At 71.7% G+C, this 23,299-nt stretch carries 22 protein-coding genes, 1 tRNA gene and 1 pseudogene; 6 read left to right on the forward strand and 18 right to left on the reverse strand.

Translation table 11 applies throughout. The features are described 5' to 3' along the window. Positions 1-48: 48 nt before the first annotated feature. From HMPREF2833_RS04070 to HMPREF2833_RS04100, 7 genes are all read right to left on the reverse strand, one after another. Positions 49-960, reverse strand: coding sequence for an EamA family transporter (locus HMPREF2833_RS04070; RefSeq protein ID WP_070636768.1), 912 nt, complete (start codon positions 958-960; stop codon positions 49-51). 2 nt (positions 961-962) lie between these two features. Beyond that, entirely contained in the window at positions 963-1,790 is an 828-nt protein-coding gene (locus HMPREF2833_RS04075; protein ID WP_070636769.1) for an alpha/beta fold hydrolase, read from the reverse strand. Between the two features lie 210 nt (positions 1,791-2,000). After that, entirely contained in the window at positions 2,001-2,480 is a 480-nt protein-coding gene (locus tag HMPREF2833_RS04080; RefSeq protein WP_070637536.1) for a DUF2231 domain-containing protein, read from the reverse strand. Positions 2,481-2,651: 171 nt separating this feature from the next. Next, entirely contained in the window at positions 2,652-3,023 is a 372-nt protein-coding gene (locus HMPREF2833_RS12845; RefSeq protein ID WP_019309521.1) for a DUF3072 domain-containing protein, read from the reverse strand. A 208-nt stretch (positions 3,024-3,231) separates the two neighbouring features. Further along, a complete protein-coding gene (selB, locus tag HMPREF2833_RS04090) occupies positions 3,232-5,019 on the reverse strand; it encodes a selenocysteine-specific translation elongation factor (protein WP_070636770.1) in 1,788 nt (595 codons plus the stop codon). Then, complete coding sequence (gene selA / locus HMPREF2833_RS04095; protein WP_039101708.1) at positions 5,019-6,326, reverse strand: L-seryl-tRNA(Sec) selenium transferase; 1,308 nt, start codon at positions 6,324-6,326, stop codon at positions 5,019-5,021. Before selA ends, selB begins: the two co-directional genes overlap by 1 nt. 17 nt (positions 6,327-6,343) lie before the next feature. After that, a tRNA-Sec gene (locus HMPREF2833_RS04100) sits at positions 6,344-6,438 on the reverse strand. Positions 6,439-6,511: 73 nt separating this feature from the next. On the opposite strand from HMPREF2833_RS04100, the gene selD reads away from it, so the two are divergent. After that, positions 6,512-7,549: a selenide, water dikinase SelD gene (gene selD, locus HMPREF2833_RS04105; RefSeq protein ID WP_070636771.1), complete on the forward strand. Its 1,038-nt coding sequence runs from the start codon at positions 6,512-6,514 to the stop codon at positions 7,547-7,549. Between the two features lie 79 nt (positions 7,550-7,628). Here the strand turns inward: selD and nrfD are convergent, their stop codons facing one another. The 5 genes from nrfD to HMPREF2833_RS04135 all read right to left on the reverse strand — a co-directional run bounded on the left by nrfD (position 7,629) and on the right by HMPREF2833_RS04135 (position 15,551). After that, on the reverse strand, positions 7,629-8,729 hold the full coding sequence (gene nrfD / locus HMPREF2833_RS04110) for an NrfD/PsrC family molybdoenzyme membrane anchor subunit (RefSeq protein ID WP_070636772.1): 1,101 nt from the start codon (positions 8,727-8,729) through the stop codon (positions 7,629-7,631). After that, positions 8,726-9,970, reverse strand: a complete 1,245-nt coding sequence (locus HMPREF2833_RS04115; RefSeq protein ID WP_070636773.1) for a 4Fe-4S dicluster domain-containing protein — start codon at positions 9,968-9,970, stop codon at positions 8,726-8,728. The genes nrfD and HMPREF2833_RS04115 overlap by 4 nt, the downstream gene beginning before the upstream one ends. Beyond that, positions 9,967-13,350 carry a formate dehydrogenase gene (gene fdh, locus HMPREF2833_RS04120; RefSeq protein ID WP_246829077.1) on the reverse strand — a complete coding sequence of 1,128 codons (3,384 nt, stop codon included), beginning with the start codon at positions 13,348-13,350 and terminating at the stop codon, positions 9,967-9,969. Before fdh ends, HMPREF2833_RS04115 begins: the two co-directional genes overlap by 4 nt. Positions 13,351-13,545: 195 nt before the next feature. After that, positions 13,546-13,875: a hypothetical protein gene (locus tag HMPREF2833_RS04130; protein WP_039101703.1), complete on the reverse strand. Its 330-nt coding sequence runs from the start codon at positions 13,873-13,875 to the stop codon at positions 13,546-13,548. Positions 13,876-13,928: 53 nt separating this feature from the next. Then, positions 13,929-15,551, reverse strand: a complete 1,623-nt coding sequence (locus HMPREF2833_RS04135; protein ID WP_246829078.1) for a Mur ligase family protein — start codon at positions 15,549-15,551, stop codon at positions 13,929-13,931. A gap of 571 nt (positions 15,552-16,122) precedes the next feature. On the opposite strand from HMPREF2833_RS04135, the gene HMPREF2833_RS12495 reads away from it, so the two are divergent. Together HMPREF2833_RS12495 and HMPREF2833_RS12850 are read left to right on the forward strand one after the other, a co-directional pair. Further along, entirely contained in the window at positions 16,123-16,494 is a 372-nt protein-coding gene (locus tag HMPREF2833_RS12495) for an LppP/LprE family lipoprotein (protein ID WP_052239318.1), read from the forward strand. A gap of 133 nt (positions 16,495-16,627) precedes the next feature. Beyond that, a pseudogene (locus tag HMPREF2833_RS12850) lies at positions 16,628-16,771 on the forward strand (LppP/LprE family lipoprotein); the annotation flags it as partial. 179 nt (positions 16,772-16,950) lie between these two features. Here HMPREF2833_RS12850 and HMPREF2833_RS04145 read toward each other — a convergent pair. Then, a complete protein-coding gene (locus HMPREF2833_RS04145; RefSeq protein ID WP_070636776.1) occupies positions 16,951-17,703 on the reverse strand; it encodes a glycosyltransferase family 2 protein in 753 nt (250 codons plus the stop codon). After that, positions 17,704-18,483: a glycosyltransferase family 2 protein gene (locus HMPREF2833_RS04150; RefSeq protein WP_052239317.1), complete on the reverse strand. Its 780-nt coding sequence runs from the start codon at positions 18,481-18,483 to the stop codon at positions 17,704-17,706. Positions 18,484-18,660: 177 nt separating this feature from the next. Between HMPREF2833_RS04150 and HMPREF2833_RS04155 the strand changes: the two genes are divergently transcribed. After that, positions 18,661-18,990, forward strand: a complete 330-nt coding sequence (locus HMPREF2833_RS04155) for a hypothetical protein (protein ID WP_070636777.1) — start codon at positions 18,661-18,663, stop codon at positions 18,988-18,990. Between the two features lie 3 nt (positions 18,991-18,993). Then, positions 18,994-19,806: a nitroreductase family protein gene (locus HMPREF2833_RS04160; RefSeq protein WP_019309535.1), complete on the forward strand. Its 813-nt coding sequence runs from the start codon at positions 18,994-18,996 to the stop codon at positions 19,804-19,806. Positions 19,807-19,826: 20 nt separating this feature from the next. Here the strand turns inward: HMPREF2833_RS04160 and HMPREF2833_RS04165 are convergent, their stop codons facing one another. The 4 genes from HMPREF2833_RS04165 to HMPREF2833_RS04180 form a co-directional block, all read right to left on the reverse strand. Next, positions 19,827-20,573 carry a class I SAM-dependent methyltransferase gene (locus HMPREF2833_RS04165; protein WP_047978506.1) on the reverse strand — a complete coding sequence of 249 codons (747 nt, stop codon included), beginning with the start codon at positions 20,571-20,573 and terminating at the stop codon, positions 19,827-19,829. Next, positions 20,573-21,793 (reverse strand): type III polyketide synthase, encoded by a 1,221-nt coding sequence (locus tag HMPREF2833_RS04170; protein ID WP_039101699.1) that lies wholly within the window; start codon positions 21,791-21,793, stop codon positions 20,573-20,575. Before HMPREF2833_RS04170 ends, HMPREF2833_RS04165 begins: the two co-directional genes overlap by 1 nt. Positions 21,794-21,855: 62 nt before the next feature. Continuing rightward, the gene (locus HMPREF2833_RS04175; protein ID WP_019309538.1) at positions 21,856-22,221 is read right to left on the reverse strand and encodes a PH domain-containing protein; all 366 of its coding nucleotides are present in this window, start codon (positions 22,219-22,221) and stop codon (positions 21,856-21,858) included. Between the two features lie 226 nt (positions 22,222-22,447). Next, entirely contained in the window at positions 22,448-22,933 is a 486-nt protein-coding gene (locus tag HMPREF2833_RS04180) for a pyridoxamine 5'-phosphate oxidase family protein (RefSeq protein ID WP_039101698.1), read from the reverse strand. Between HMPREF2833_RS04180 and HMPREF2833_RS04185 the strand changes: the two genes are divergently transcribed. Further along, the gene (locus HMPREF2833_RS04185; RefSeq protein WP_128973300.1) at positions 22,932-23,204 is read left to right on the forward strand and encodes a hypothetical protein; all 273 of its coding nucleotides are present in this window, start codon (positions 22,932-22,934) and stop codon (positions 23,202-23,204) included. The two genes, HMPREF2833_RS04180 and HMPREF2833_RS04185, sit on opposite strands and share 2 nt — an antisense overlap. Positions 23,205-23,299: the final 95 nt, after the last annotated feature.

Genomic DNA, 23,299 nt, shown 5'->3' on the forward strand with positions numbered 1-23,299 from the left:
CCCGAGGATAGGGCCTGGGGCGGACACTAGCCTCGACGGCTGCCGGGTTCACGGCGCGGGCGGAGCGAGGGCCTCGGGCTGACGGGACGGCGGCCTCCGCCCGGACCGTACGGCGGCCGCGCTCGCCACGATCACGAGCCCCATGCCCGCGATCTCCCCCGGTCCCATGCCCTGCCCGAGGATCAGCCACCCCACGAGCGCGGCCACCGCGGGCGCCATGCTCACGAGGATCGAGAAGGTCTCCGCGGGGAGCCGCCGCAGCGCCGCGAGTTCGAGCGCGTACGGCAGCGCCGAGGACATGAGCGCCACCGCCACGCCCACGAGCAGCACGCGCGGCTGAAGCAGTGCCGCCCCGCCGCTCACGACCCCGAACGGTGCCGCGAGCACCGCCCCCACCACCATGGCCAGGGCCAGTCCCTGGATGCCGGGGAAGGACCGCCCCGCCTGCCGGGACAGGAGGATGTAGCACGCCCACATCCCCGCCGCGGCGAGCGCGAACAGCACTCCCGCAAGATCGGGGATCTCCGTTCCCGGGCCCACACCGCTGAGCAGCAGCACCCCCGCGAGCGCGAGCCCCGCCCACAGCAGGCCACTGAGCCTGCGGGACAGCACCACGGACAGCACCAGCGGCCCGAGCAGCTCGACGGTGACCGCCACCCCCAGCGGCAGCCGGGCGATGGCCTGGTAGATGAGCATGTTCATCCCACCCAGCGCCACCCCGAATCCGAGCACCACACCCACGTTCTGCCGGGTCACGGCACGCAGTGGCGGGCGCACGACGGCGCACAGCAGCACCGCGGCCAGCGCCAGTCGCAGGAAGACCGCCCCCAGGGCACCGACCTCGTCGAACAGCCCCACGGCGATGGCCGCACCCGTCTGGGTGACGAAGGCCGCCGCCACCACCAGGGCCACGCCCTGCGCTGTGCCGTCAGGCCGTGGGAAGCCGTCCGGGCCGGTCACGGCTAGAGGTCCTTGAGGAGGAAGGTCCGCAGGGCCATGATGAACTCCTCCGGGCGGTCCGCGTGCACCCAGTGGCTGGCGCCGCGCACGGTGATCCGCACGGTCCGGGGAAACAGCGCGCGCATGGCGGGCGCGTCCTCGGCCCGGATGTAGGGCGAGTTCTCCCCCGCAACCCACAGCACAGGCCCCGTGTAGGTGCGCCCCGCGACGTCGTCCGCCGGCCACGCCCCGATGTCCCCGAGCTCGGAGTGCAGCAGGTCCAGGTTGGGCTGCCACCCGAAGCCGCCGTCCCGGTGGCGGAGGTTCTGCAGGAGGAACCCGCGGACGGTGTCGTCCGGGATGTCGGCGCGCAGGGCGGCGTCGGCCTGGGAGCGGTGGGTGATGCCGGTGAGGTCCAGTCGCTTGAGGGAACCGAGCAGGTGCTCGAAGTTGCCGCGCGAAGAGGTGGTGTCCGCCTCCTGGGAGTCCACGGGGGCGATGTCCTCGACCACGAGCCGGTGCACCAGCTCCGGGTGCCGCAGGGCGAGCACCATGGCCACCTTCCCGCCCATCGAGTGCCCCACCACGTCCACGGGGCCCGCGGCGGCGAAGTTCGCGCGCAGCTGCTCGGCCACGGTGTCCGCCATGGCGGCGTAGCCGAAGGACTCCGTCCACGCGGAGTCCCCGTGGTTGGGCAGGTCCACGAGCAGGCAGCTGAACTCGGGCTGCAGCCCCTTGGCGATGTTCGTGAAGTTCTTGCCGCGTCCGAACAGCCCGTGCAGGAACACCACGCGGTGCTCCCCGGAGCCGATCAGCGTGGTCTTCAGTGTGGGCTTGGAATCCTGAGGCACGGGCGTCAATCTACTGCGCCGCGCCAACCCGCACCAAAGCCGCCGACGCCGCCCGGCCCGCCCCGCCGTCGCACGCCCGGGCCTCCTCGGGCCCGGGCCCCGGTACCCAGGTCGGGGCTCGGGGCTCGGGGCTCGGGGCGGAGTAGAACAGGGCGTGGGCGGCGCGGAGACAGAACGGGCGGCAGCGGCGCCGGCGCGGCCACGTGCGGGTCAGTTGGGGAAGTTCCCCCACACCAGCTGCGCACCGGCGTGGCCCGTGAGCGCCACCATGACCAGGGCGAAGACCGCGGCAAGCACCGCGAGCACCCTCAGCGCCAGCAGGAGGGTCTCCCGGCGGGGGAACCGGTCAGTGGTGAGCCAGCGCTGCGCCGCGCAGAGCAGCACCGAGATTCCGAGGCACAACCCCACCGCCACCACCAGCAGGTCCGCGTACTGCGCGTGCGGACCCACCTGACCGGGGGCGTGCTCGCTCAGACCCATGGCGGGCAGCAGGGCCTCGCCCGTGCTCTTGGCGAGCAGGGAGGCGGCGAAGGCCACGGCGTTGACCCCCACGGTGACGACCCCGAGCCGGGCACGCCAGCGCGGCACGGTGGCCCAGAGGAGAAGGAGAACCGCGCCCACGGGAGCGGCGACGACGGACAGGTGGACGAGGAGCGGATGGGCGGGCAGTCCCGCGATCGATGTGAGCACGCGATCATCATCGGCCCGGAACCGGTTGCCCACAAGCAAGTTGAGGCTTTCCTGTCTCGGTGAACACCCGGGTTGGCCGTCCACTCCGGGCGAGGCCGTGAACTCCATGGGAAACGCCCCGCGGCAGCCTGGTCGTCAGGCGCGCACGGGGCGTGGTTCCCGGGAGCGGGGTCAGTTCGAGGAGCCCTTGAGCCGCTCGATGTGCTCCGAGGCCTGGGCTTTGGTGAGGTCCGCGGGCAGCTCCTCGCCGGCCTGCTTGGCGAGGGTGTCCAGGTAGGACTTCTGGGCGCCGGTCATGGGCTCGTCGCCGCTGACCCAGTCCGAGGGGTCCTTCTCCAGCGTGGAGTCCTGGGCGTCACCGGTGGCGCCGATGGTCTCGCCCTGCGGCGCGCCGTTCTGCGCGGTGGCGTCCTGGGGTGCCTGGTTCTGCGGCGCGCCGTTCTGGGCGGCACCGCCCTGCGGCACGGAGCCGTCCGGGGTGCCGTTCTCGAGCGGGGGCTGCTCGTTCTGCATCTGGGGGTCCTGGGCGGGGGTGTCGGTCATGGTGCTCCTCCATCGTCTCCTGGGCCGGTCTGCTCCGGTCCCGGTCTCACGGGAACGCGCCGCGGACGGTGCCGCACGGTGCCGCGCGGGCACGTCCGGCTCTGCGTTGCCCGTTGTCGTGTCCCCGAGGTTAGTGCTCCGCGGCCACCCCGGGGAGGGGGTTTCGCTCACGGCGCGCAGCCCGGGCGCGTCCGACGAGCCGCACCGCTCAGCGCACGATGCTCCGGCGGTTGCCGTCCTCCCGACGGGTCCATCCCTTCGCATCGAGGTGCTCGAGCAGCGGGATCGCCACACGGCGCGTGGTCTCCCACGCCTGCCTCGCCTGGCTCGCGGTGAAGGGCTGAGGGAGGCGGGCGAGCTCGCGCATCGCGAGCGCGGGCGCGGTGGGCAGCAGCACGACGTCGCCCGGCAGCCGCAGCAGCCGACCGAGGCGTTGCGCCGCGGCAAGTTCGCGCGGACCGAGCCGCAGGGCGTCGAGGTCGTGGGACTCGGGGGCCGCGAAGGGCTGGGCGCGCAAACGGACCTCGAGGGCGGTCACGCCCTGCTCCGCGGCGCCGAGCCCGCCCTGCCGACCGGGCACCGCGAGGTACCCGTCCCGGTCCTCGAGTCCCGCGCGGTCGACCACGGCGGCCAGGACGCTCGCCCCGGGCTCACCGAGCACCGTGCGCGCGGCCCCGCGGGACAGCCCCGGCGCCAGGGGCTCCCGCTCGTGGGCGGCCCACACCGCCGCGCGCAACCGGGTGGCCCACTCGTCCAGGCGCGGGGCGTGGATCCACCACTGCCCGGTGGACACCACGTCAGCCGGCGGGGCCCCGTCCGTGGGGAACCCGAGCAGCCGCAGCCGGTGCAGCGGGACCGCCCCGTGCTTGACCGTCTCCGTCGCCGGGTCCCCGAGATCGGGGATCCGGGCGAGCCGGGCGGCCTCGCGGGCGCCGTCGCCGCGGCGGGTCAGCGCGGGCGGGTCCACGTCCAGCACCCGGGCACCGCCCACGACCACGCGGGCACCCGGGTAGCGCAGCACGAGCCTGTCGCCCGGCACCAGGGTCAAATCGCGGTCCAGCTGCAGCCGGGCGTGGTCCGCGTCCAGCGGCCGGATCCTCGCGCCCACGCCCGCGGTGCCCGCGTGGACCACGAGCTCCTCGGGGACCTCGGTGAACGGCGCCCCGCGGTCCCGGCGCACCTCCAGGACCTCCGTGGCGGGCCAGGACCCGGGAGTCAGGAGCGCGTCACCGCGGTGGATCGCATCCCGGCCGGTCCCCCGCAGGTTCACGGCCACCCGGGCAGTGGGCCCGATCTGCGTCACGGAGCGGTTCTGGCTCTGCAGCGAGCGCACGGTGACGGCCTGCTCCCCCTCCACCCCGCGCAGCACCATCCGGTCCCCCGTGCGCAGCGTCCCTGCCGTGAGCGTGCCGGTGACCACGGTCCCGGCCCCCGAGATGGTGAAGGCGCGGTCGATCCACAGCCGCACGCGCGCCATCGGGTCAGGTTCCGGCACGTCGCGCAGCACGGCGTCCATCGCGTCGCGGAATGCCTCCAGTCCCGTGCCCCGCTGCGCGGAGACGACGACGGCGGGCGCGCCCGCGAGGCCCGTGCCCGCGAGTTCGGAGCGGGCACGGGAGATGACGGCGTCGACCCGTTCCGGGGCGCGGTCCGCCTTGGTCACCACGATCAGCCCGTGGGTGATCCCGAGGGCGGCCACCGCGTCCCGGTGGTCGCCGGACTGCTCCTGCCAGCCCTCGTCCGCAGCCACCACGAAGCACACCACCGGTGCGGGCCCCACCCCCGCGAGCATGTTGCCCAGGAACCTCTCGTGGCCTGGGACATCCACGAACGCCACGTGCGTGCCCGAGGGCAGCTCGGTCCACGCGAAGCCGAGGTCGATGGTCAGCCCGCGCTGCTTCTCCTCGTCCCAGCGGTCCGGTTCGATGCCGGTGAGCGCCCGGACCAGAGTGCTCTTGCCGTGGTCCACGTGACCGGCCGTCGCCACCACGTGCATCAGCGGATCTCCTCGAGCGCTGCCGTCACGGCGTCGGTCAGCTCGTGGTCCCGGGACTCGGGCACGCAGCGCAGGTCCACGAGGCACGCGCCGTCGTGCACCCGGGGCAGCACGGCCGGGCGCCCGAGGCGCAGGGGGCGGGCGACGGCCTCGGGCAGCCGCACGGCCCACCCGTGCAGCGGGACCCCCGGGGCGCCGCCGCCACCCACACGACCGTCGTGGGGCACGACCTCCGCGTCCACTGCGGCGGCCAGGGCCTCCGCGCGTTCCCGCAGGCGACCGGGTTCCGCGTGCAGGGCGACGTCGACCGGCGGTCTGCCCCCGCGCAGGGTCGCCTCGAGGGCCGCGAGCGTGAGCTTGTCCGCGCGCACGGCCCGGGCCAGGGGGAAGCGCGCCAGGCGCCGAACCGTCTCGGTGCGCCCGAGCAGCAGGCCCGCCTGGGGGCCGCCGAGGAGTTTGTCCCCGCTCGCGATCACCGCGTCCGCCCCGGCCTCCAGGGCCTCGGCGAGACTCGGCTCGTCCGGCAGGGCGGGGTCCGGGGTCAGCAGGCCGCTGCCCACGTCCACGACGAGCGGCACGCCGTGCTCGTCCGCGAGGGACCGCAGCTCGCGCAGCGGCACCGAGGAGGTGAATCCATCCACCCGGAAATTGCTGGGGTGGACCTTGAGGATGCAGCCCGTCTCCGGGCCCAGAGCGGCCTCGTAGTCGCCCAGGTGGGTGCGGTTGGTGGTGCCCACCTCGCGCAGCCGCGCCCCCGTGGACTCCATGAGGTCCGAGAGCCGGAATCCGGCCCCGATCTCCACAAACTCACCGCGGCTGATGACCACCTCCCGGGCACCGGCCAGGGCCGTGGTGGCGAGCACCAGCGCGGCGGCGCCGTTGGTGACGACCAGCGCGTCCTCCGCCGCAGGGCACGCCTCCAGCAGCGCCTCCCGGGCACCCGCACCGCGCGCGGAGCGCTGCCCGGTGGTCAGGTCCAGCTCCACGTCCACGTAGCCGGCGGCGTCGAGCAGGGCCTGGCGCGCGGCGTCGGACAGCGGGGCCCGGCCCAGGTTGGTGTGCACCACCACGCCGGTCGCGTTGAGCACCGGGGTCAGGGAGCTCGCGCCGCGCGCGCCCAGGCCCGCGACCACCGTGTCCACCACGGCCTCCGGGGCGATCTCCCCGCCCCGCGCGCGGTCCTGGGCGGAGACGACGGCGGCCCGCACGGCGGCGTCGCCCAGTCCTCCGGCCGCCGCGCGGACCCGCGGGTCCGCAAGCACGCGGTCCGTGCGGGGGATGCGACGGCGGGGGTCCTCTGTGCTCACGGTGCTCCTCGGATGGTTGGCGGAGGCGGACGGGAATCGAACCCGCCAGACCGAGGTGCTCGGTCTCACCGGTTTTGAAGACCGGGGCGCCCACCAGGACACGTACGCCTCCGCGGCCGAATGTATCACCGCCCGGGGACCCGCATGCTCAGCATGCTGTCGGAGCGCGTTCCTACACTGGCCCCATGAGTGAACGCCCCGCGGACTCCCCCGCCCAGAACCCCGCAGCCGGTCTCGGCCGCCTCACGAGCTACGCCCACGGCGGAGGCTGCGCGTGCAAGATCCCCCCGGGAGAGCTGGAGGACGCGGTCCGCGGGCTGACCGGTCAGAACGCGCCGAACGTCCTGGTGGGCCTGGACGACGGCGACGACGCCGCGGCCGTGCTCGTGCGCCCCGACCTCGCGGTGGTGTCCACGGCGGACTTCTTCACGCCCGTGGTGGACAGCGCCCACGACTGGGGCCGGATCGCCGCGGCCAACGCCCTCTCGGACGTCTACGCCATGGGCGGCACCCCCGTGGTGGCCATCAACCTGGTGGGCTGGCCGCGCGAGCTGCTGCCCATGGAGCTGATGTCCGAGGTGCTGCAGGGCGGGCTGGACGTTGCCGCGCAGGCGGGCTGCCCGGTGATCGGCGGGCACTCGATCGACGCCCCCGAGCCCACGTACGGCATGGCGGTCACGGGCACCGCGGACCCGCAGCGCCTGCTGCGCAACGACGCCGCCCGGCCCGGTCTGCCGATCACCCTGACCAAGCCGATTGGCGTGGGGCTGCTCAACAACCGGCACAAGTCCACGGGCGAGGTCTTCCCCGCCGCGATCGAGACGATGACGGCTCTCAACAGGGACGCTTCTCGGGACGCACTGGCGGCAGGGGTCGAGGCGGCAACGGACGTAACGGGATTCGGCCTGCTGGGCCACCTCCACAAAATGTGCCGCGCCTCGGGCGTGGGCGCCACGATCAACGCCGCCGCCGTCCCCCTCGTGGACGGAGCGTCCGAAGCGCTGCGGGACGGATTCGTCTCAGGCGGCACGCGGCGCAACCTGGACTGGGTGCGACCCCACCTGGCAGCGGGCCCAGGCGTCACGGAGGACACCCTGCTGCTGCTCGCGGACGCCCAAACCTCGGGCGGGCTGCTCGTGGTGGGCGAGGTCCCGGGCTACCCGGTGATCGGCGAGACCACCGCGCTCCCGGAGACCGCGGACACCCTGGTCACCGTGCGCTGAGCCGGTCCTTTTCACGGCGTGACCGGGGCGGCCGTGCGCGGCCACCCCGGATCACGCCTCGACAGTGTGACCTGGTGGGTCAGCCCGCCGTGGTGATGGAGTCGTGCGTGATGCCCGCCGCGCGGCGCTTCTCGAGCCGGTTGCGCTGCGGGATCACCGTGTACTTGGGGTCCTTCACGGACTCCTTGCCGCCCCAGAACACGCCGAAGCGGGTGAGGGCCGAGGACGAGACCAGGGCGAGTCCCGAGGCCGCGGCGACCCAGCGGCGTCGCCCGCCGAGCAGCGCGCCCAGCCCGCCGGCGATCGAGAGGCGCTCGCTCCACTCGAGCCACTGGCCGGGCCTGCCCTGTTCGAGGGGCTCCACGGTCACGGGGTCCATGGCGTCCTTCATCACGCGCATGGCCACGAGTTCCCCGGCAACGCCCGCGACCGCGAAGAAGCGGGCGGGTCCGGCCTGCTCCACCGGCGTGGTGAGCATGGCCAGCCCACCGGAGGCCAGGGACGCCGAGCTCGCGAACACGAACGCCAGGTGCCCGTGCATCTCGTGCCACGTGGGCACGGCCGTGTCGCTGAGCAGCATGGCGGTGTAGGTGGCCATCGGGGCACCGAGCACACCTGCGGCCACGCTCGTGGGCAGCTCCGCGGCGTGCAGCACGGGACGCAGCGGGCCCAGCGGCAACCTCTCCCCCGTCATCCGGTCCACTTCCACCGCCGCCGCAACCCCCGCGTTCGTGGAGAACGAGGCGAGCACCCACGAACCGATGCTCATGGGCGAGGTGGGTTTGAACGTGCGCATCATGTGGAGGAAGCGCTCCGGGCGGCCGAGATCCGCCACCAGGAGGACCCCGCCGAGACCCGCCGCCGTGAGCGCGGACAGCCGGGCGTTGCGGCGCAGCGCGGGCCTGCCGGTCAGGTACCCACCGAGGGCGAGGATCGCCGAGCCCCCGGACAGCCCGCCCAGGAACAGGTAGGTGGCGATCTTGGAGTCCCACGGCGGCGCCTTGACGATCGGGCGGCCGTAGTAGGAGGTGAACTCGGTGTCCGGCACCATGGGCATCTCGCGGGAGCCGTCACCGCCACCGCGGCGGAACGCGCCGCCGCCCGGTCCACGGTTCCGGCGACGCCGCTTGCGCCGCGGTTCCTCGGGCGGACGGTAGCTGTCGTACGGGGAGAGGCTCATGAGCGCTCACCCACAGTGAACGCCGCCGCGCCGAGGGCCAGCATGCCCATCACGGCCATGCCCGCGCGCTTGTACATGCGGTGCAGGTCCTTGGTGGGAACCTGCGGGTCCGGCGGCAGCCCGTAGACCTCCGGCTCGTCGAGCAGCAGGAAGATCGAGCCCGTGCCACCCACGCCGTCCTGGGCATTGGCACCGTACAGCCGCGCCTCGGTCCTGCCCTGCTCGTGCAGCTGGGCCACCCGCTGCTGCGCCGTGGCTAGCATGCTCTCCCGTTCCCCGTACTTGATGGACGTGGTGGGGCACGCCTGCGCGCACGCGGGGGTCTGGTCGTTCTTCATGCGGTCGTAGCACAGCGTGCACTTCTGGGCGATGCCGTCCTGCGGGACCTTCACGGTGTCCGGCATGGGCGGGGCGCCCCGCTGCGTCTTCGGCTCCACCAGCCCGTCGTTGCGGCGCTCGATCACCCCGAACGGGCACCCGGCCACGCACGTGCCGCAGCCGTTGCAGATGTCCTCCTGCACCACCACGGTGCCGTACTCGGTGCGGAACAGCGCACCCGTGGGGCACACGTCCAGGCACCCGGCGTGGGTGCAGTGCTTGCACACGTCTGAGGACATGAGCCAGCGGAAGTCGGGGGTGTCCAGCACCGGGGAGTCGTCCCCACCGGTGGCCGCCACAGGGGCTGCCCCACCCTCCGCAGAGCAGCCGCAACCGCCCGCCGATCCGCAGCCCGCCGGCGCGGTGACGCCCGGTGTGGACTGGGACGAGCACGCGCAACCGGGCCCAGCGGCGTCGTTTGCCGGGGGCGCCCCGCACGCACGCCCGCCCGAATCCGGAACGGGAACGGCGGCGGAGTCCGCCGCAGCGGGGGCGGAGCCGCACGCGCACCCGCCCGCGGCAGGAGCCGGCGACGCCGCCGGCGGACCCACGCGCGGCATGCCCAGGCTCACGAGGGCGCGGCCGGACTCGCGGGCCTGCTCGATGCGCTCCTGGGACTGCTCGATGAACGCCACGTGGCGCCAGGTGTCCGCACCCAGACCACCGGTGTTGTCGTAGGAGGAGCCCAGGATCTCGTAGTCCGAGTCCACCGGGTTGCGATTCCACTCCTTGCACGCCACCTCGCAGGCTTTGCAGCCGATGCAGATGGACGTGTCCGTGAAGAACCCGCGCCGGTGGTGCGGGTGCTCCCAGTAGGTGTCGTCCGCGAAACTGGGGGTGGGTGTCAGGTTGTCCGTGCTCACTGCTCTTCTTCCTGGTCCGTCGCGGGGGCGCCCGGCCGCCAGGCGGTGGACTGCCCCGCGATGTCCCCGCTGTCGCGTCCTCGCAGCGGATCCTGGTCGAGCTCGCGCTCCGGATCCGTGATGCGTTCCATTCCCGTGCGCACGGTGAGCCCGGCCCGCTCCTGGTACTCGCGCACCAGTTCCATCCGCGCCGCACCGCGCGGCCGACGGCCCGGGACGATGTCGCACGAGCCCGTCTTGAAGTTCTGGATCTGCACGTTGGGGTCCAGCGTGATGCCCAGCAAGTCGTTCGCACCGTCACCCGTGACCACCGCGTCGGAGCCCGCCCCCCAGTGGTACGGCAGACCGATCTGGTGGATGGTCCTGCCCGCCACGGTGAGCGGTGTCATGCGGTCCGTGACCAGCACCTTGACCTCGATCGCGGAGCGCGGCGAGATGATGGTGGCCCACCCGTACGGTTCCAGCCCCTTGAGCTCAGCGAGCTCCGGGGAGATCTCGCAGAACATCTCGGGCTGCAGCTCGGACAGGTACGGCAGCCACCGGCTCATGCCACCGGCCGTGTGGTGCTCCGTGAGCCGGTAGGTGGTGAACACGAACGGGTAGACCCCGGTGCCCGGCGCCTCCCCGCTGGGCGCGGACAGGTTGTCCTCCCGCGGGAACATGATCCGCGCGGGATTCTGCTGCTGCGCGTACAGCGGGTTGTCCACCGGGGACTCCTGCGGCTCGTAGTGCGTGGGCAGGGGCCCGTCCATCATGCCCTTGGGCGCGAAGAGCCAGGCCTTGCCGTCCGCCTGCATGATGAAGGGGTCGTCACCGGCAAGGGCGTCCGGCCCGGTTGCCTCCGGGCCCGGCCGCGCGGAGGGCTCACGATCCAGCGGGAAGTCCGGATTGTCCTTGCCGGTCCACAGCCCCTGCTCCTGGTCCCACCACACGAGCTTCTTGCGCTCGCTCCACGGCTTGCCCTCGGGGTCCGCCGAGGCGCGGTTGTAGAGGATGCGGCGGTTCGCGGGCCACGCCCACGCCCACTGCGAGGCGATCTCGTCCTGCTGCCACCCGGGCACGCGCATGGCCGCCCGGTTGACGCGGTCCGCGTAGATGCCCGTGTAGATCCAGCAGCCACCGGACGTGGAGCCGTCCGTGCGCATCTGGCCGTAGTTGCTGAGCGGCTCACCCGCCTGCTCCCCGGTCTCGAAGCGGCCGTTGATCTCGACCAGCACGGACACCGGGTCCACCTCACCCTGCTCGTCCAGCGGGTAGTCCCACGTGAGGTCCAGCAAGGGCCGGTCCCGGGGGTCCGTGGAGTCCGCGAGGCGTTCGCGGATCCGGTTGCCGAGCTCGAAGAAGAACTCGAGCTCGCTCTGGGCGTCCCCCGGCGGTGCCACGGCCTGGTGGCGCCACTGCACCAGACGCTGGGTCTGGGTGAAGGAGCCGGACTTCTCCACGTGCGTGGCCGCGGGCATGAAGAAGACCTCGGTGTCGATGTCCTCGGTCTTCAGCTCGCCCGAGGCGATCTCCGGACCGTCCTTCCACCACGTGGCGGACTCGATCATGTTGAGGTCCCGCACCACGAGCCATTTGAGGTGGGACATCCCCATGCGTTGCAGCCGCCCGTTGGCCGAACCCACCGCGGGGTTCTGCCCCAGCAGGAAGTACCCCTCCACCTGGTCCTTGAGCATGGACATCAGCGTCTGGTAGGTGCCGTGGGCCCCGTTGATCCGCGGAATGTAGTCGTAGGCCCAGTCGTTCTTGGCGGTGGCGGCATCCCCCCACCAGGCCTTCAGGAGGTTGACCGAGTACGCCTCAGCATTCGCCCAGTAGCCCTTCTGGCTGGTGGTGCGGATGCCGTCCACGTACTCCGAGAAGCTCTGCGCGGTGACCGAGGGCATGGGCAGGTACCCGGGCAGCAGGTTGAACAGGGTGGGGATGTCCGTGGAGCCCTGGATGGTCGCGTGCCCGCGCAGCGCCATGATGCCGCCGCCCGGGCGGCCCATGTTGCCCAGCAGCAGCTGCAGGATCGAGGCCGTGCGGATGAACTGCGCACCCAGCGTGTGCTGTGTCCAGCCCACCGCGTACGCGAAGCACGTGGTGCGCTCCCGCCCGGAGTTCTCCGTGACGGAGCGGGCGAGGTAGTCGAAGTCCTCCTCCGAGATGCCGCAGGTCTCCCGCACCATCTCCGGGGTGTACCGGGAGAAGTGGCGCTTGAGGATCTGGAACACCGTGCGCGGGTGCTGCAGGGTCTCGTCCCGCACCGGCGTGCCGGAGCCCACGGGGGCGCCGCCGCTGCCGTACTGCTGACCGCCGGCCTCCGCGCGCTCCTGACCCCCCTGGTTGCCCTCCTCGTCGGCCCGCTCCCCGTGGTCCTCGCCCTCGGTCTCGTAGCCCCAGGACTTCAGGTGGTAGGTGCCGGTCTCGGGGTCGTAGCCCGAGAAGATGCCGTCGAGGTCCTCGGCGTCCTCGAAGTCCTCGCTGACGAGGGTGGCGGCGTTGGTGTAGTGCAGCACGTACTCGTGGAACCAGAGGTCGTTGCTCAGGACGTGGTTGATCAGCGCCCCGAGCAGCACGATGTCCGAGCCCGCACGGATGGGCAGGTGCTTGTCCGACACGGCAGAGGTGCGCGTGAACCGCGGGTCCACGTGGATCACGCGGGCGCCGCGTGCCTTGGCCTCAGTGACCCACTGGAAGCCCACGGGGTGGCACTCGGCCATGTTGGAGCCCTGGATGACGATGCAGTCCGCGTTGGCCATGTCCTGCAGGGACTGGGTGGCGCCGCCGCGCCCGAAGGAGGTTCCCAGACTGGGAACCGTGGCGGAGTGTCAAATCCGGGCCTGGTTCTCGATCTGCACGGCCCCCGCCGCGGTGAACAGCTTCTTGATCAGGTAGTTCTCTTCGTTGTCCAGGGTGGCGCCGCCCAGGGACGCGATGCCCATGGTGCGCCGCAACGGCCGCCCCTGCTCGTCCGCGTCCTGCCAGCCGCGGCGTCGGGACTCCAGGAAGCGGTCGGCGATCATGTCGATGGCCGTGTCCCGGTCCAGGGGCTGCCAGTCGGCGGCGCCGGGCGCACGGTAGAGGACCTGTGTCTGGCGGCCCGGGGAGTTCACGAGCTGCTCACTCGCGGAGCCCTTGGGGCACAGGCGACCACGCGAGATCGGCGAGTCCGGGTCACCCTCGATCTGGATGACGCGCTCGTCCTTGACGTAGACCTTCTGTCCGCAACCCACGGCGCAGTACGGGCAGATGCTCTGCACCACGCGGTCCGCCGTGGCGGTGCGCGCGGTGATCTCCTGGGTCCTGCGGGACTGCACCGCACTGCTGCGGCCTGTGTGGTCCCCGGTGCGGAGCTGGCGGATGACCGGCCACTCCAGCGGGCTGAATCTGGACATGCGCCCAGGATAGACCCGTGGTCCGACAGTCACAGGTACCACGTGTGTGCCATGGTCAAAACGCCCCCGGCGCGTACCCCGGCCACTGCCTGTCCCACGGTGCACACCCGTGGCGGCCGGGGGTCGTCCCGGCCACCACGGCCGTCCCGTTCGGGGCCCGCGGCGGCGTCCTCCCGGGGTGGAGCCGGCGGGCATCTACTCCATGGGATCGGTGGGATCCTGGGCACCGTCCTGCAACGAGCGCTCGACCTCGCGGTCCGCCTGGGGGTCCGCCACGAGGGCCTCGACCTCCGGGTCTTCCGTCCCGAGCGCGGCCCCGGGGTCGGAGTCCCCCACGGCGATCTGCTCGATGTCCGCCTCTTCGGGGTGCTTCAGGGGATCCGCGTCCTCACCCCACTGGGCGTCGTCCTCCTCCCATGCGGAGTCCTCGGCACCCGTGGTCTCGATCAGGTCGTCCTCGCGGAACGTGTCCCCTGCGGCCTCCGGGTTGTCCAGAGGATTGGGATCCGGGATGGGCTGCGTCATGCGGTGCTCCTTGCCAGGTTCTCGTCCGACGCGCGGTCACGCGCACCGTCAGACTACGGCGCCACCGGGGCCGCGCTCCACCCGCTGCCGCCCCGCCCCGGGGGTGGGCCTGCCTGGGCCGGCGACGCCGCTCGGTGGCCGATCTGCCCGGCAGCCGCCCGGACCTCGTCGCTGTCCACGAACGGAACCCGTGCACCGGGCGGGCCGATCCCCATCCAGCGCTCGTGGCCCTTCCCGTACAGGGCCACGGTGTCCTGCGGGCCCGTGAGTTCCAGAGCCGTCCGAATCGCGTCCCGACGGGTGGGCGCCTCCACGACGTACGGTACGGGCTGCCCCGCGGCACGCAGCCGTTGCACTGCGGCGTCGACGCCCCGCATCACGGCCGCACGGATCGCTGCGGGATCCTCGGAGCGGGGGTTGTCGTCCGTGACCACGACGACGTCCGCGCCGGACTCGACCACCGCTCGCCCGGTGAGTTCGCGCTTGGACGTGTCCCGGTCCCCGCCGCTGCTGGCGGTGACCACGAGGCGGCCCCGGGTCCTGGCGCGCAGCGCGGACACGGACTTGGCGGTGGCATCGGGCGTGTGCGCGAAGTCCACCAGCACCGTGGGCCATCCAGGCCCCAGGTCCACCCGTTCCATGCGGCCGGGCACGCTCACCGGTCCGTCGAGCGCACGGGCCACCTCCTGCAGCGGGTGCCCGGCACCCAGGAGCATCAGCGCGGCCAGCGCGGTGTTCACGCGGTTGTGCTCCCCGGGCAGGGGTGCACGCAGCCGCATGGGGCCCCGTGGACCGTGCAGCTCGAACCCGTCCGCGCCCTCGACGCCGGCGAGGTGCCAGGTGGCGGCGCCCCCGGGCCGGGTACCCAGGGTCACGGTGGGCAGTCCTCTCCGGCGGGCCAGGCGGTCGAGGCGCCGCCCGGCGTCGTCGTCCACCACGATCACCGCGCGTGCCGCGAACTCCGGCGTGAACAGCCTCGCCTTCGCGTTGAAGTAGGACTCCATGTCCCCGTGGTAGTCCAGGTGCTCATGGGTCAGGTTGGTGAAGGCCACAGTGTCGAAGCGCACGCCGTTGACGCGCTCCTGGTCCAGGGCGTGGCTGCTGACCTCCATCACGGCCGACCGGTTGCCCGCCGCACGCATCCTGGCCAGCAGGTCCTGGACGTGCGGCGCCGAGGGTGTCGTCATGCGACTGGGCCCTCGCTGCGTGCCCACCACGGTCTCCGGGGTGCTCACGAGCCCGGGATGCTGCTCCAGACGTCGCAGGGCAGCTTCGAGGATGTAGGCCGTGGTGGTCTTGCCGTTGGTTCCCGTGACACCGAAGACGGGCAGGTGGTGGGAGGGGTGGCCGTTCAGGAGCGAGGCGAGTGGTCCCAGCACGGCACGGGGATGCTCGGCGACCAGCAGCGGAACCCCCGGGTCGCGGCCGATGGACCGCGCCCCTGCGGCGTCGGTGAGCACCGCGCCCGCTCCTGCGGCCACTGCCTCCGCGACCTTGCTTGCCCCGTGGTGGTGGCGTCCCTGCAGCGCCACGAAGAGATCCCCCGGGCGGACCTCCGTGTGGACTTCCGAGACGCCGAGGATTCTGACGTTCCCGGCCTGCTCCGCGGCACTGTCGCCCGCACGCAGCTCGGCACCCGCACAGGCCGTCAGCTCCGCAACGGTCCGGCCGTGCACCCCGCACGTCCCCATGGCACGGCTCCCCTCTCGACGGTGGTGGACCCGGCACCCGCCGGATCATCAGACTACTGATGGAAGCGCGGGAAGGGCCCCGGGATATTCCAGGACCGCGCTGGCACGGCGCGGTGACCCCGCGGGGCCGACATAATTCCATGCAATGACATGTGGAGATTGCACAAGCGAACGAAAGCGGGCACCCTGATCCTGACCGTGAGAACACGGGTCCAGGACTGCTCAAGGGGCCACCATGCAACGATTTCGGACACTCACCGCGGCATCGGCGCTGCTGATTCTCGGGGTCGGTTCACTCACCGCGTGCGGGTCCGACTCGTCGAACGAGCCGCAGTCTGCTGCCACCAGCGCACAGGTGGCAGGCCCGACGTCGGGCATTCGTTCGCAGGCGGCGTCGCCAGCACCCGAGGAGTCGTCGGAACCAGCCGGGCAGCCGACCCCGGAGCGCACCACGGAATCCGCGCCAGAGCCGACCAAGGAGTCTGGCGCGAAGAGCGCCTCGGCAAGCGCTCCGGCCGGTCAGGAAACGTGCGGTGCGAGCGGCGCCGAGGCCGCCGTGAGCGCGCATCTGGCGGATGTGCCGGGCGTCGCCGATCCCTCGTCCTGGACCGTTGAGGACAGCGATGGCTACGATCCGTGCGCAGATCTCTCCTGGATCACCCTGATCGGCGGCGGAACGGGCTCGTCCCCGCGGCAGCAGATGCTCTTCCACCAGGGCGACTACCTGGGCACCACCACGTCCAAGCCCATCGGCTTCCACCCCGCCACTCAGCGGCTCACCGACTCCTCCATCCAGGTCACCTACACGTACGTGGAGGGGGACGAGAGCAACGCAGAGGCCCGCGGCCGAGCCGTCTCCACCTACACCTGGAACCCGGACACCGAGTCCATCGACCACGCCGGCGAGTGGCCCCCGGGCATCGGCTGACGCCCGGTGACGGGCCACCGTCCAGAAGTGTGATCCAACCGTGATCTCGACTGGAACCGCCGCCTGACGTGCGGCGACACAGATCCCGCCCCGTGGCGGACAGACGAAGACCCCCCGGTCTTGGCGTTTGCTATTGCACATCCAGCGCCGAACTCCCAGTGCGGAATTCGAGCCGAAGGTGGCACGCGTGGACGACGCCAACCTCAGGGTCACCTACCGGTACCCGCTCGAGGGAGACGCCAGCGCGGCGCCCCGGGGCCAGGCTGTCTCAGAGTTCTACTACGACGAGGAATCCGGCACCGTGGTGCACACCGGCGAGTTCCGCCGCAGTAACTCCAAGAAGGCGCGTGCCAGTCACGCACCCGGGCCCCCTGGGGCGACGGGCGAGCCGCTCTCACGCGTGCAGGGCCGCCCACCCCACCGGTGGGCGGCCCTGCACACGTGTGGAGGGGAAGTTCACCCTCCCGGGCGGGTGCGGGTTCGCCAACGGGCTGCGGCTTCTTTCACGCGCCCTCGCGCCACCCTCAGGGCCACCAGAGCGTCCACGGGGCGGTGCCACCACCGGGAGCCATACATGTCCCGCACGTACTCCTGTGCGCGTGAGCTCTCTTCACCCAGCATCTGCTGGAACTGCCCCTCAGAGCTGGTCACACTCACCTCGCTGCGCACTCGGGGTCCCATGAGCGCCCAGTTGGGCCACGGCTGGTGGAAGAAGAGCCAGTCGTCCCCGCCCCACACCTTGAGGTCCTCGGGGATGGGCACGTAGTTCTCCCTGCGCAGGCACATGAACATGCCGAAGCTGTTGCCGATCAGGTTGCTCCCGGCCACCCGCAGCCTGGGGCGCGTGGCGTGCTCGCGGTTGAGGAAGGTCCCCTCCAGGGCCAGGATCCCCCGGCGCGGCTTCACCACGAATTCGGCGGCGACGTCGAGGACCACGGGGTCGAACAGGACGTCGTCGTTGATGATCGCCAGGAACTCCGCCCGCGCCTCCCGCGCCCCCAGGTTCCACGCTGGGTTCACGTAGATGTTCCGCTCCTGCTGCAGCACCCGCACGTTCTCGTACCTGAAGTCCAACGGGTCCGGGTGGTTGTTGACCACGATCACCTCACGGACCGTGGGGTGCGTGGCACACAACGCCACCAACTCGTGCAGCTCTCGCGAACGCTGCAGGGTGGGAATGATCACGGAGAAGATCTGTGCGGGGGCCACTCATCCCACCTCAGTGCCGGGTGCCTGCTCCCCGCCGGCCGGATCCAGGTGTCGAACTCGACCACCACGACCCGCAAGACGATGTCGCAGCCTGCGGATGGCCAGCACCCACTCCTCAGGGCGGTGCCACCACCGCCATCCCACCTCGTCACGCAGATAGCGCTCACAGATCCGCCCGTCGTGCTCCAGGAACGGCGAAAAGGTCGCGTCGGACGATGTGGTCCCCACCTCGGAGCGGATCCACGGGCCCATGATCACCTTGTTCGGCCAGCGCTGACTCATGTAGAGGACGTCGTCCCCGCCCCAGATCTTCATCTCCTCCGGGATCGGCACGTAGTTGCTCTTGGGCATGCACATGAACATGCCAAATCCCGAGCAGATCAGATGGTGCGAGGCGAGGCGGATCTTGGGCGGGAGGGACTCGGCCCGGTTCATGTGCAGTGGATCGATGCCCACGAGGCCGGTGAACGGCGCTGTCACGGCTCGAGCCGCAAGGTCCAGGAGCGCCGGGTCGAACAAGACATCGTCGTTGATGATCGCCAGATACTCCGCCCGCGCTTCCCGCACCCCCAGGTTCCAGGCCGGGTTCACGTAGATGTTCCGTTCCTGCTGCAGCACGCGCACATTCTCCCGGCCGAAGTCCAGCGGGTCCGGGTGGTTGTTGACCACGATCACCTCGAGGACCGTGGGATGCACGGCGCACAGCTCCACCAACTCGGGCAGCTCTCGCGAACGCTGCAGGGTGGGAATGATCACGGAGAAGATCTGTGCGGGGGCCACGCCCCGATCGTAGTGCTTGCTTCCCGCAACCCCGAGGCTCGTAGCGCCGTGAGGCGCGCCGCGACCGCTCCCACACGGTGGCCCCAAGTCCCCGGGCTCCGGGTCACTGCGTCCCCGGGCGGCGCCGTGACCTGTGACACGATGGCCAGAAGGAGCACGCCGTCGTGAAGGAGAGCCATGGACCCGGTGAGAACGCTCGTCACGGCCGCGGCGGCGTCGTACACGGCGAACTGCGCCCTGGGCGGCTCGGTGGCCCTCGGCCTGCTCGACACCTCGAACGTGCGCTGGGTCCACCACGGCCTGTACATCGCCACCTCGTCGCTCACTGCGGCCGCGTGCGCCGTCGGGCTGAGGGCGCGTTCGACGACGCCGCTCGCGCTGGCCCCTGCCCTGGCTCCCCTGTTCCTGCTGCAGCGCCACGGCGCCCGTCCGCTGCGGCGACACACCCGGGACGCCATCGCGGCGGCCCCCTGCTACGTGGCCGGTCTCGTGCTGGCCTGGAGGTGAATCGTGGAATTCCTGGATGTCGTGTTCAACCGGCGGACCACCAACGGTCCGTTCCGACCAGACCCGGTGAGCCCCGAGCACCAGCAGCTGCTGATCCGTGCGGCCGCCGCCGCACCGTCCCAGTTCAACAGCCAGCCGTGGCGGTTCGTGCTGATCGAGGACCGGGACACCATTGAGACGGTCGCCCGCATCAGTGGCGAGAGCATGACCGAGGTGATGGGCGCGGGCACGTTCTTCGACCGGTACAAGAAGTACTTCCGGTTCAGCCAGAAGGAGATGGACACCCTGCGCAGCGGCATGCTCTTCGACAAGCTGCCCGCCCTGCTGCGCCCGTTCACCTCCCGGGCGTTCACACCGTCCGGGCAGGCCCTCATGAACAGGCTGCGCGTCCCGCAGACCCTGGGTGAGGAGAACCGCAAGCTCGTGGCGGGCTCACCCCTGCTGATCGGGGTGATGCTCGAACGCGGCGAGTACCGCCCGGAGGAGCTCTCGGGGTTCTACTCCGTGTTCAGCATGGGCGCGGCCATGGAGAACCTGTGGCTGACCACGGTGGAGCTGGGCATGGGCATCCAGTTCGTGTCCTTCCCCATGGAGGCCCCGCACCAGTGGCAGCGGATCGTGGACATGCTGCACGTCCCGGACGACCTGGAGCTCATGGCCGTGTACCGGCTGGGCTACGTGCCCGAGCGCACGCACCGCCCCGCGATCGACTGGTCCAGCCGCGAGCGCAAGCGCCCCTCCCAGTTCGTGTTCCGTGAGACCTGCGACACCCCGCAGCAGGGCTGGGACCAGGACGTCCGGCCCGGCTCCGCCTGAGTCCTGCCCGGTGGCACCGGCTACGCGCGGCCCCGGCCCGTCCGGGGCGGCGTCGTCTCCGGTGCGCGGTGCACCGCGAGCAGCCGGAAGAATCGCTGCCCCACGGCCTGCCAGCCAGGGGGTAGAGCCGTGGCCAGCTCGGCGGGAGTGTGGCTGCGCCGGATCGAGAGCAGCCCGTCGAAGCGCACGAAGGTGCGGGCGCGGGCCAGGGGCAGCGTGGCCACCCAGTAGATGAGCCACGCCGTACGGCTGCGGCGCAGGTCGTTGTGCACCGCCACCCCGCGGGCCAGTGCCTCGGAGTCGGAGAGCACCCCGGCCAGTTCCCCGGGGGTGAGGTGATGCAGCATGTGGTTGGAGATCACCGCGTCGTAGCTCTCCCCCGCCTCCACCAGCGCGCCACTGGCCACCGTGCGGTAGGTGATCCCGGCCCCGCGGTCGTGGGCCGCGGCCCACCGGGTGGCCCGCTCATCGGGGTCGATGCCCGTGACCCGCACGTCGAGTCCGTCCCGATGAGCCCAGCGCGCAACGGCCCGGGCGACGTCCCCGCCCCCGCACCCCACGTCCAGCACCGTGGCCGGGCGCCCCTGTCGCGCGGCCGCCCGCAGAGCGGGTCGCAGGTGCCGGCGGTACACCGGCCGCCAGGACGCTACGAGCGGATTGATCACCCCGAACAACCGGTAGGTGTTGTCCAGGGCCACGGGATCGCACGCGGGGTCGTCCATGAGCTCGGGCTCGCCCACGGACCGGCGGCGCAGGAGGAGATCCATCAGCGCTGCGCGGCGGGGAGCAACCGGAGCAGGGCGGACTCGATGCTCAGGCCCGGCCCGAACGCCATGGCCGCCACGTGCCCGGACATTCCGGTGTGCAGCAGGCGGGCCAGGACGAAGAGGATGGTCACACTGCTCATGTTCCCCGCATCGCGGAGCACCGCACGCGAGGGCGCCATCTGCTCGGCGCTCAGCCCCAGCCGGGACTCCACCTTGTCCAGGATGCTGCGCCCGCCCGGGTGAACGGCCCACTGCGGGATGTCCTCCACAGCGAGACCCGTGCGCCGGAGCAGGGGCGCGAGGGCGTCCGTCACGTGGTCGTCGATGATGCGGGGCACGTAGGTCCCCAGGATCATCTCGAAGCCCTCGTCCCCCACGCTCCACGCGAGCTCGTCCTCGCCCACGGGCGCCAGGGTGGTCTCGAAGTCCACGAGCTCGAGTGCGGCGCCGGGGACGGCGACGTCGCGCGCGGTCACCACAGCAGCGGCCGCGCCGTCCGCGAACAGGGCGTTGCCCATCACGGTGTCGGGATCGTTGCGCACGTGCAGGTGCAGGGTGCACAGTTCCACGCACACCACGAGCACCACGGCGTCCGGGTCCGCGCGGCACGCGGTCGCCGCCGTCTGCAGCGCGGGGAAGGCCGCGTTGCACCCCATGAATCCCAGGTGCACACGTTTGACGTCCGCGGGCAGCCCAAGGTCCTTGGCCACACGCACGTCCGGGCCCGGCGCGAAGAACCCGGTGCAGGACACCGTGACCACGTGGGTCACGTCCGCCGCGGTGATCCCGGGGCCGACGCCGCTCAGCGCCGCCCTGCCCGCGGCCACGAACAGCTCCCGGGCGTTCCGCGTGTAGATCTGGTTCCTGGCGTGGGTGCCGGGTGAGAGCAGGTGACCGGTGACGGGATCCACGAACGGCGACGCCGCGGCGTCGTCACCCGGGGGTTCCCCGTGCGGCGTCCGCGGGGGCGTCAACTGCCCCCGCTCCCGGTCGTCCTCCGGGCCAGCGGTGGGAGCGTGCGACGCGCGGGCGGTGGCCTCCGCCAGCTCGGGGAGCACGGTGTGGCGCGTGGCCACCCCGGCGCCGTCGAACGCGGAGCGCACGAGCCGCGAGCCCAGGCGCGTCATACCCGGCTGCCCCGCGAACAGGCGGGTGACGTCCTCCTGCCGGATGACGGTCTCGGGGACCACGGTCTCAATCGACAGCATGCGAACGGTCATGCCCCATGGTAGGCACCGCGGCCGTGGTTCCGGTCACCCGCCGGGGCGGGCGGGCGGTCTGACTAGCCGAGGACGGAGTGGGCGATGAGCTGGTCCAGTGCAACGACGTCGATGCCGCGGCCCACGTTGATCTTCATGACGCCGGCGCGCGTCCAGAGCTGGATCTCCGCGTTGAAGTCCAGGGTCCCGGCGTTCTCCGTGGACCACATGCTGATGCTGGAGTAGGGAATGGACACCGTCTCGATCTTCTTGCCGCGCAGCCCCTGGGCGTCCCGCACGATCAGACGGCGGTTGGTGAACGTGGCGGTGTCCCGCACGGTCTTGAAAGAGGCCACGGGGACCTCACCGGCCACCAGGAACGGGGCCATCTCGGCGGGGAACTCCACGTGGGAGAGGAAGGTCCACACACTGTTCGGGGTCGTCTCCATGGTGATCGGGCTCCTCTTCTCGGCCCGTTCGGAGCCGGTCACTGGTGCGGTCGGGGTGAGCGGGTCCTGTGGCTCGCCCTCATAGGAACCGTCCCACGGGAGCCGCCACGGCACCTGGTGGCCAGCTGGATGCCACCTGGTGGTGCGGCGAACCGTGGAACGGCAACGGGCCGCGCCCGCACGGTGCGAGCACGGCCCGGTCAGGTCCGCAACGACTCCGATGCGATCAGAGGTCCACGACCTCGTTCTCACCGTCCACGGTGTTGCCGGTGACCTTGGCCTTGATCAGGTTGGCCACCTGGGTGACCTTGCTGCCACCCGGGGTGTCCCAGTACTCGGCGGTGTCCGCGTCGATCTCGATGAGCACGTTGTTGGGGTTCTCGGGGCCGCCCTCCAGCCAGGAACCGGTGAAGGAGCTCCACAGCTCACGCAGCTTGTCCGTGTCGTTGACGATGCGTGCCTTGCCGCTCAGCGACACCCAGGCACCGTTGCCCGAGTAGGCCACGTTCACGTTCGGGTTCTTCTGGATGTCCATGCCCTGGTCGGAGGCGCGCTCCGCGATGAAGCGCACCGTGCCGTCGAAATCGACCTCCTGCGTGGCCATGGGCTTGGAGACCAGGCGGCCTTTCTCGTCCACGTGGGTGAGCATGGCGATGCGCGTGCCCTTGATGATGTCGCGGACCTTCTGGATGTTCTCGTTGCTCTCTGCCATGGCACTGCCTTTCGTCGTGACCAATCAGTTCGACCGCAGCCCTCGAAGTGCTCGATTGCTCGCGCAGAACGGGGCGGCGTTGGTCATCAGTCTATTGATCAGTGACCTTCCCCACGAGGAGTTGGCCGCCAGCGGAATCCTCTCCCACCTGCTCGCCATCCTCCGCCGCATCACGACGCCGATCGGCCGCCTTTCCGCCGCCCGCTCAGCCCACGGCGTCCCACGGCACGTGCTCACGGGCCGCTCGACCTCCCGGGCTCAGCGGTTCTAGGCTGGACGAACGGCCTGCCGACCAGTGACGCCGACCCCCGCGAGCCGCGCGGCGTCGTCGTCCTCCGGGGGCCGGAACCCGCCGAGCCGCACCGA

Source organism: Kocuria sp. HMSC066H03 (assembly GCF_001812045.1).
GTDB classification, from domain to species: Bacteria; Actinomycetota; Actinomycetes; order Actinomycetales; family Micrococcaceae; genus Kocuria; species Kocuria rhizophila.

What these genes read in the sequence shown, in the direction of transcription:
- HMPREF2833_RS12845 (WP_019309521.1), bottom strand. Translation starts at nt 3,023, where the DNA reads ATGACCGACACCCCCGCCCAGGACCCCCAGATGCAGAACGAGCAGCCC.
- selB (WP_070636770.1), bottom strand. Translation starts at nt 5,019, where the DNA reads ATGCACGTGGTGGCGACGGCCGGTCACGTGGACCACGGCAAGAGCACT.
- selD (WP_070636771.1), top strand. Translation starts at nt 6,512, where the DNA reads ATGAGTGAACGCCCCGCGGACTCCCCCGCCCAGAACCCCGCAGCCGGT.
- nrfD (WP_070636772.1), bottom strand. Translation starts at nt 8,729, where the DNA reads ATGAGCCTCTCCCCGTACGACAGCTACCGTCCGCCCGAGGAACCGCGG.
- HMPREF2833_RS04130 (WP_039101703.1), bottom strand. Translation starts at nt 13,875, where the DNA reads ATGACGCAGCCCATCCCGGATCCCAATCCTCTGGACAACCCGGAGGCC.
- HMPREF2833_RS04155 (WP_070636777.1), top strand. Translation starts at nt 18,661, where the DNA reads ATGGACCCGGTGAGAACGCTCGTCACGGCCGCGGCGGCGTCGTACACG.
- HMPREF2833_RS04165 (WP_047978506.1), bottom strand. Translation starts at nt 20,573, where the DNA reads ATGGATCTCCTCCTGCGCCGCCGGTCCGTGGGCGAGCCCGAGCTCATG.
- HMPREF2833_RS04170 (WP_039101699.1), bottom strand. Translation starts at nt 21,793, where the DNA reads ATGACCGTTCGCATGCTGTCGATTGAGACCGTGGTCCCCGAGACCGTC.
- HMPREF2833_RS04175 (WP_019309538.1), bottom strand. Translation starts at nt 22,221, where the DNA reads ATGGAGACGACCCCGAACAGTGTGTGGACCTTCCTCTCCCACGTGGAG.
- HMPREF2833_RS04185 (WP_128973300.1), top strand. Translation starts at nt 22,932, where the DNA reads ATGGCACTGCCTTTCGTCGTGACCAATCAGTTCGACCGCAGCCCTCGA.
- HMPREF2833_RS04180 (WP_039101698.1), bottom strand. Translation starts at nt 22,933, where the DNA reads ATGGCAGAGAGCAACGAGAACATCCAGAAGGTCCGCGACATCATCAAG.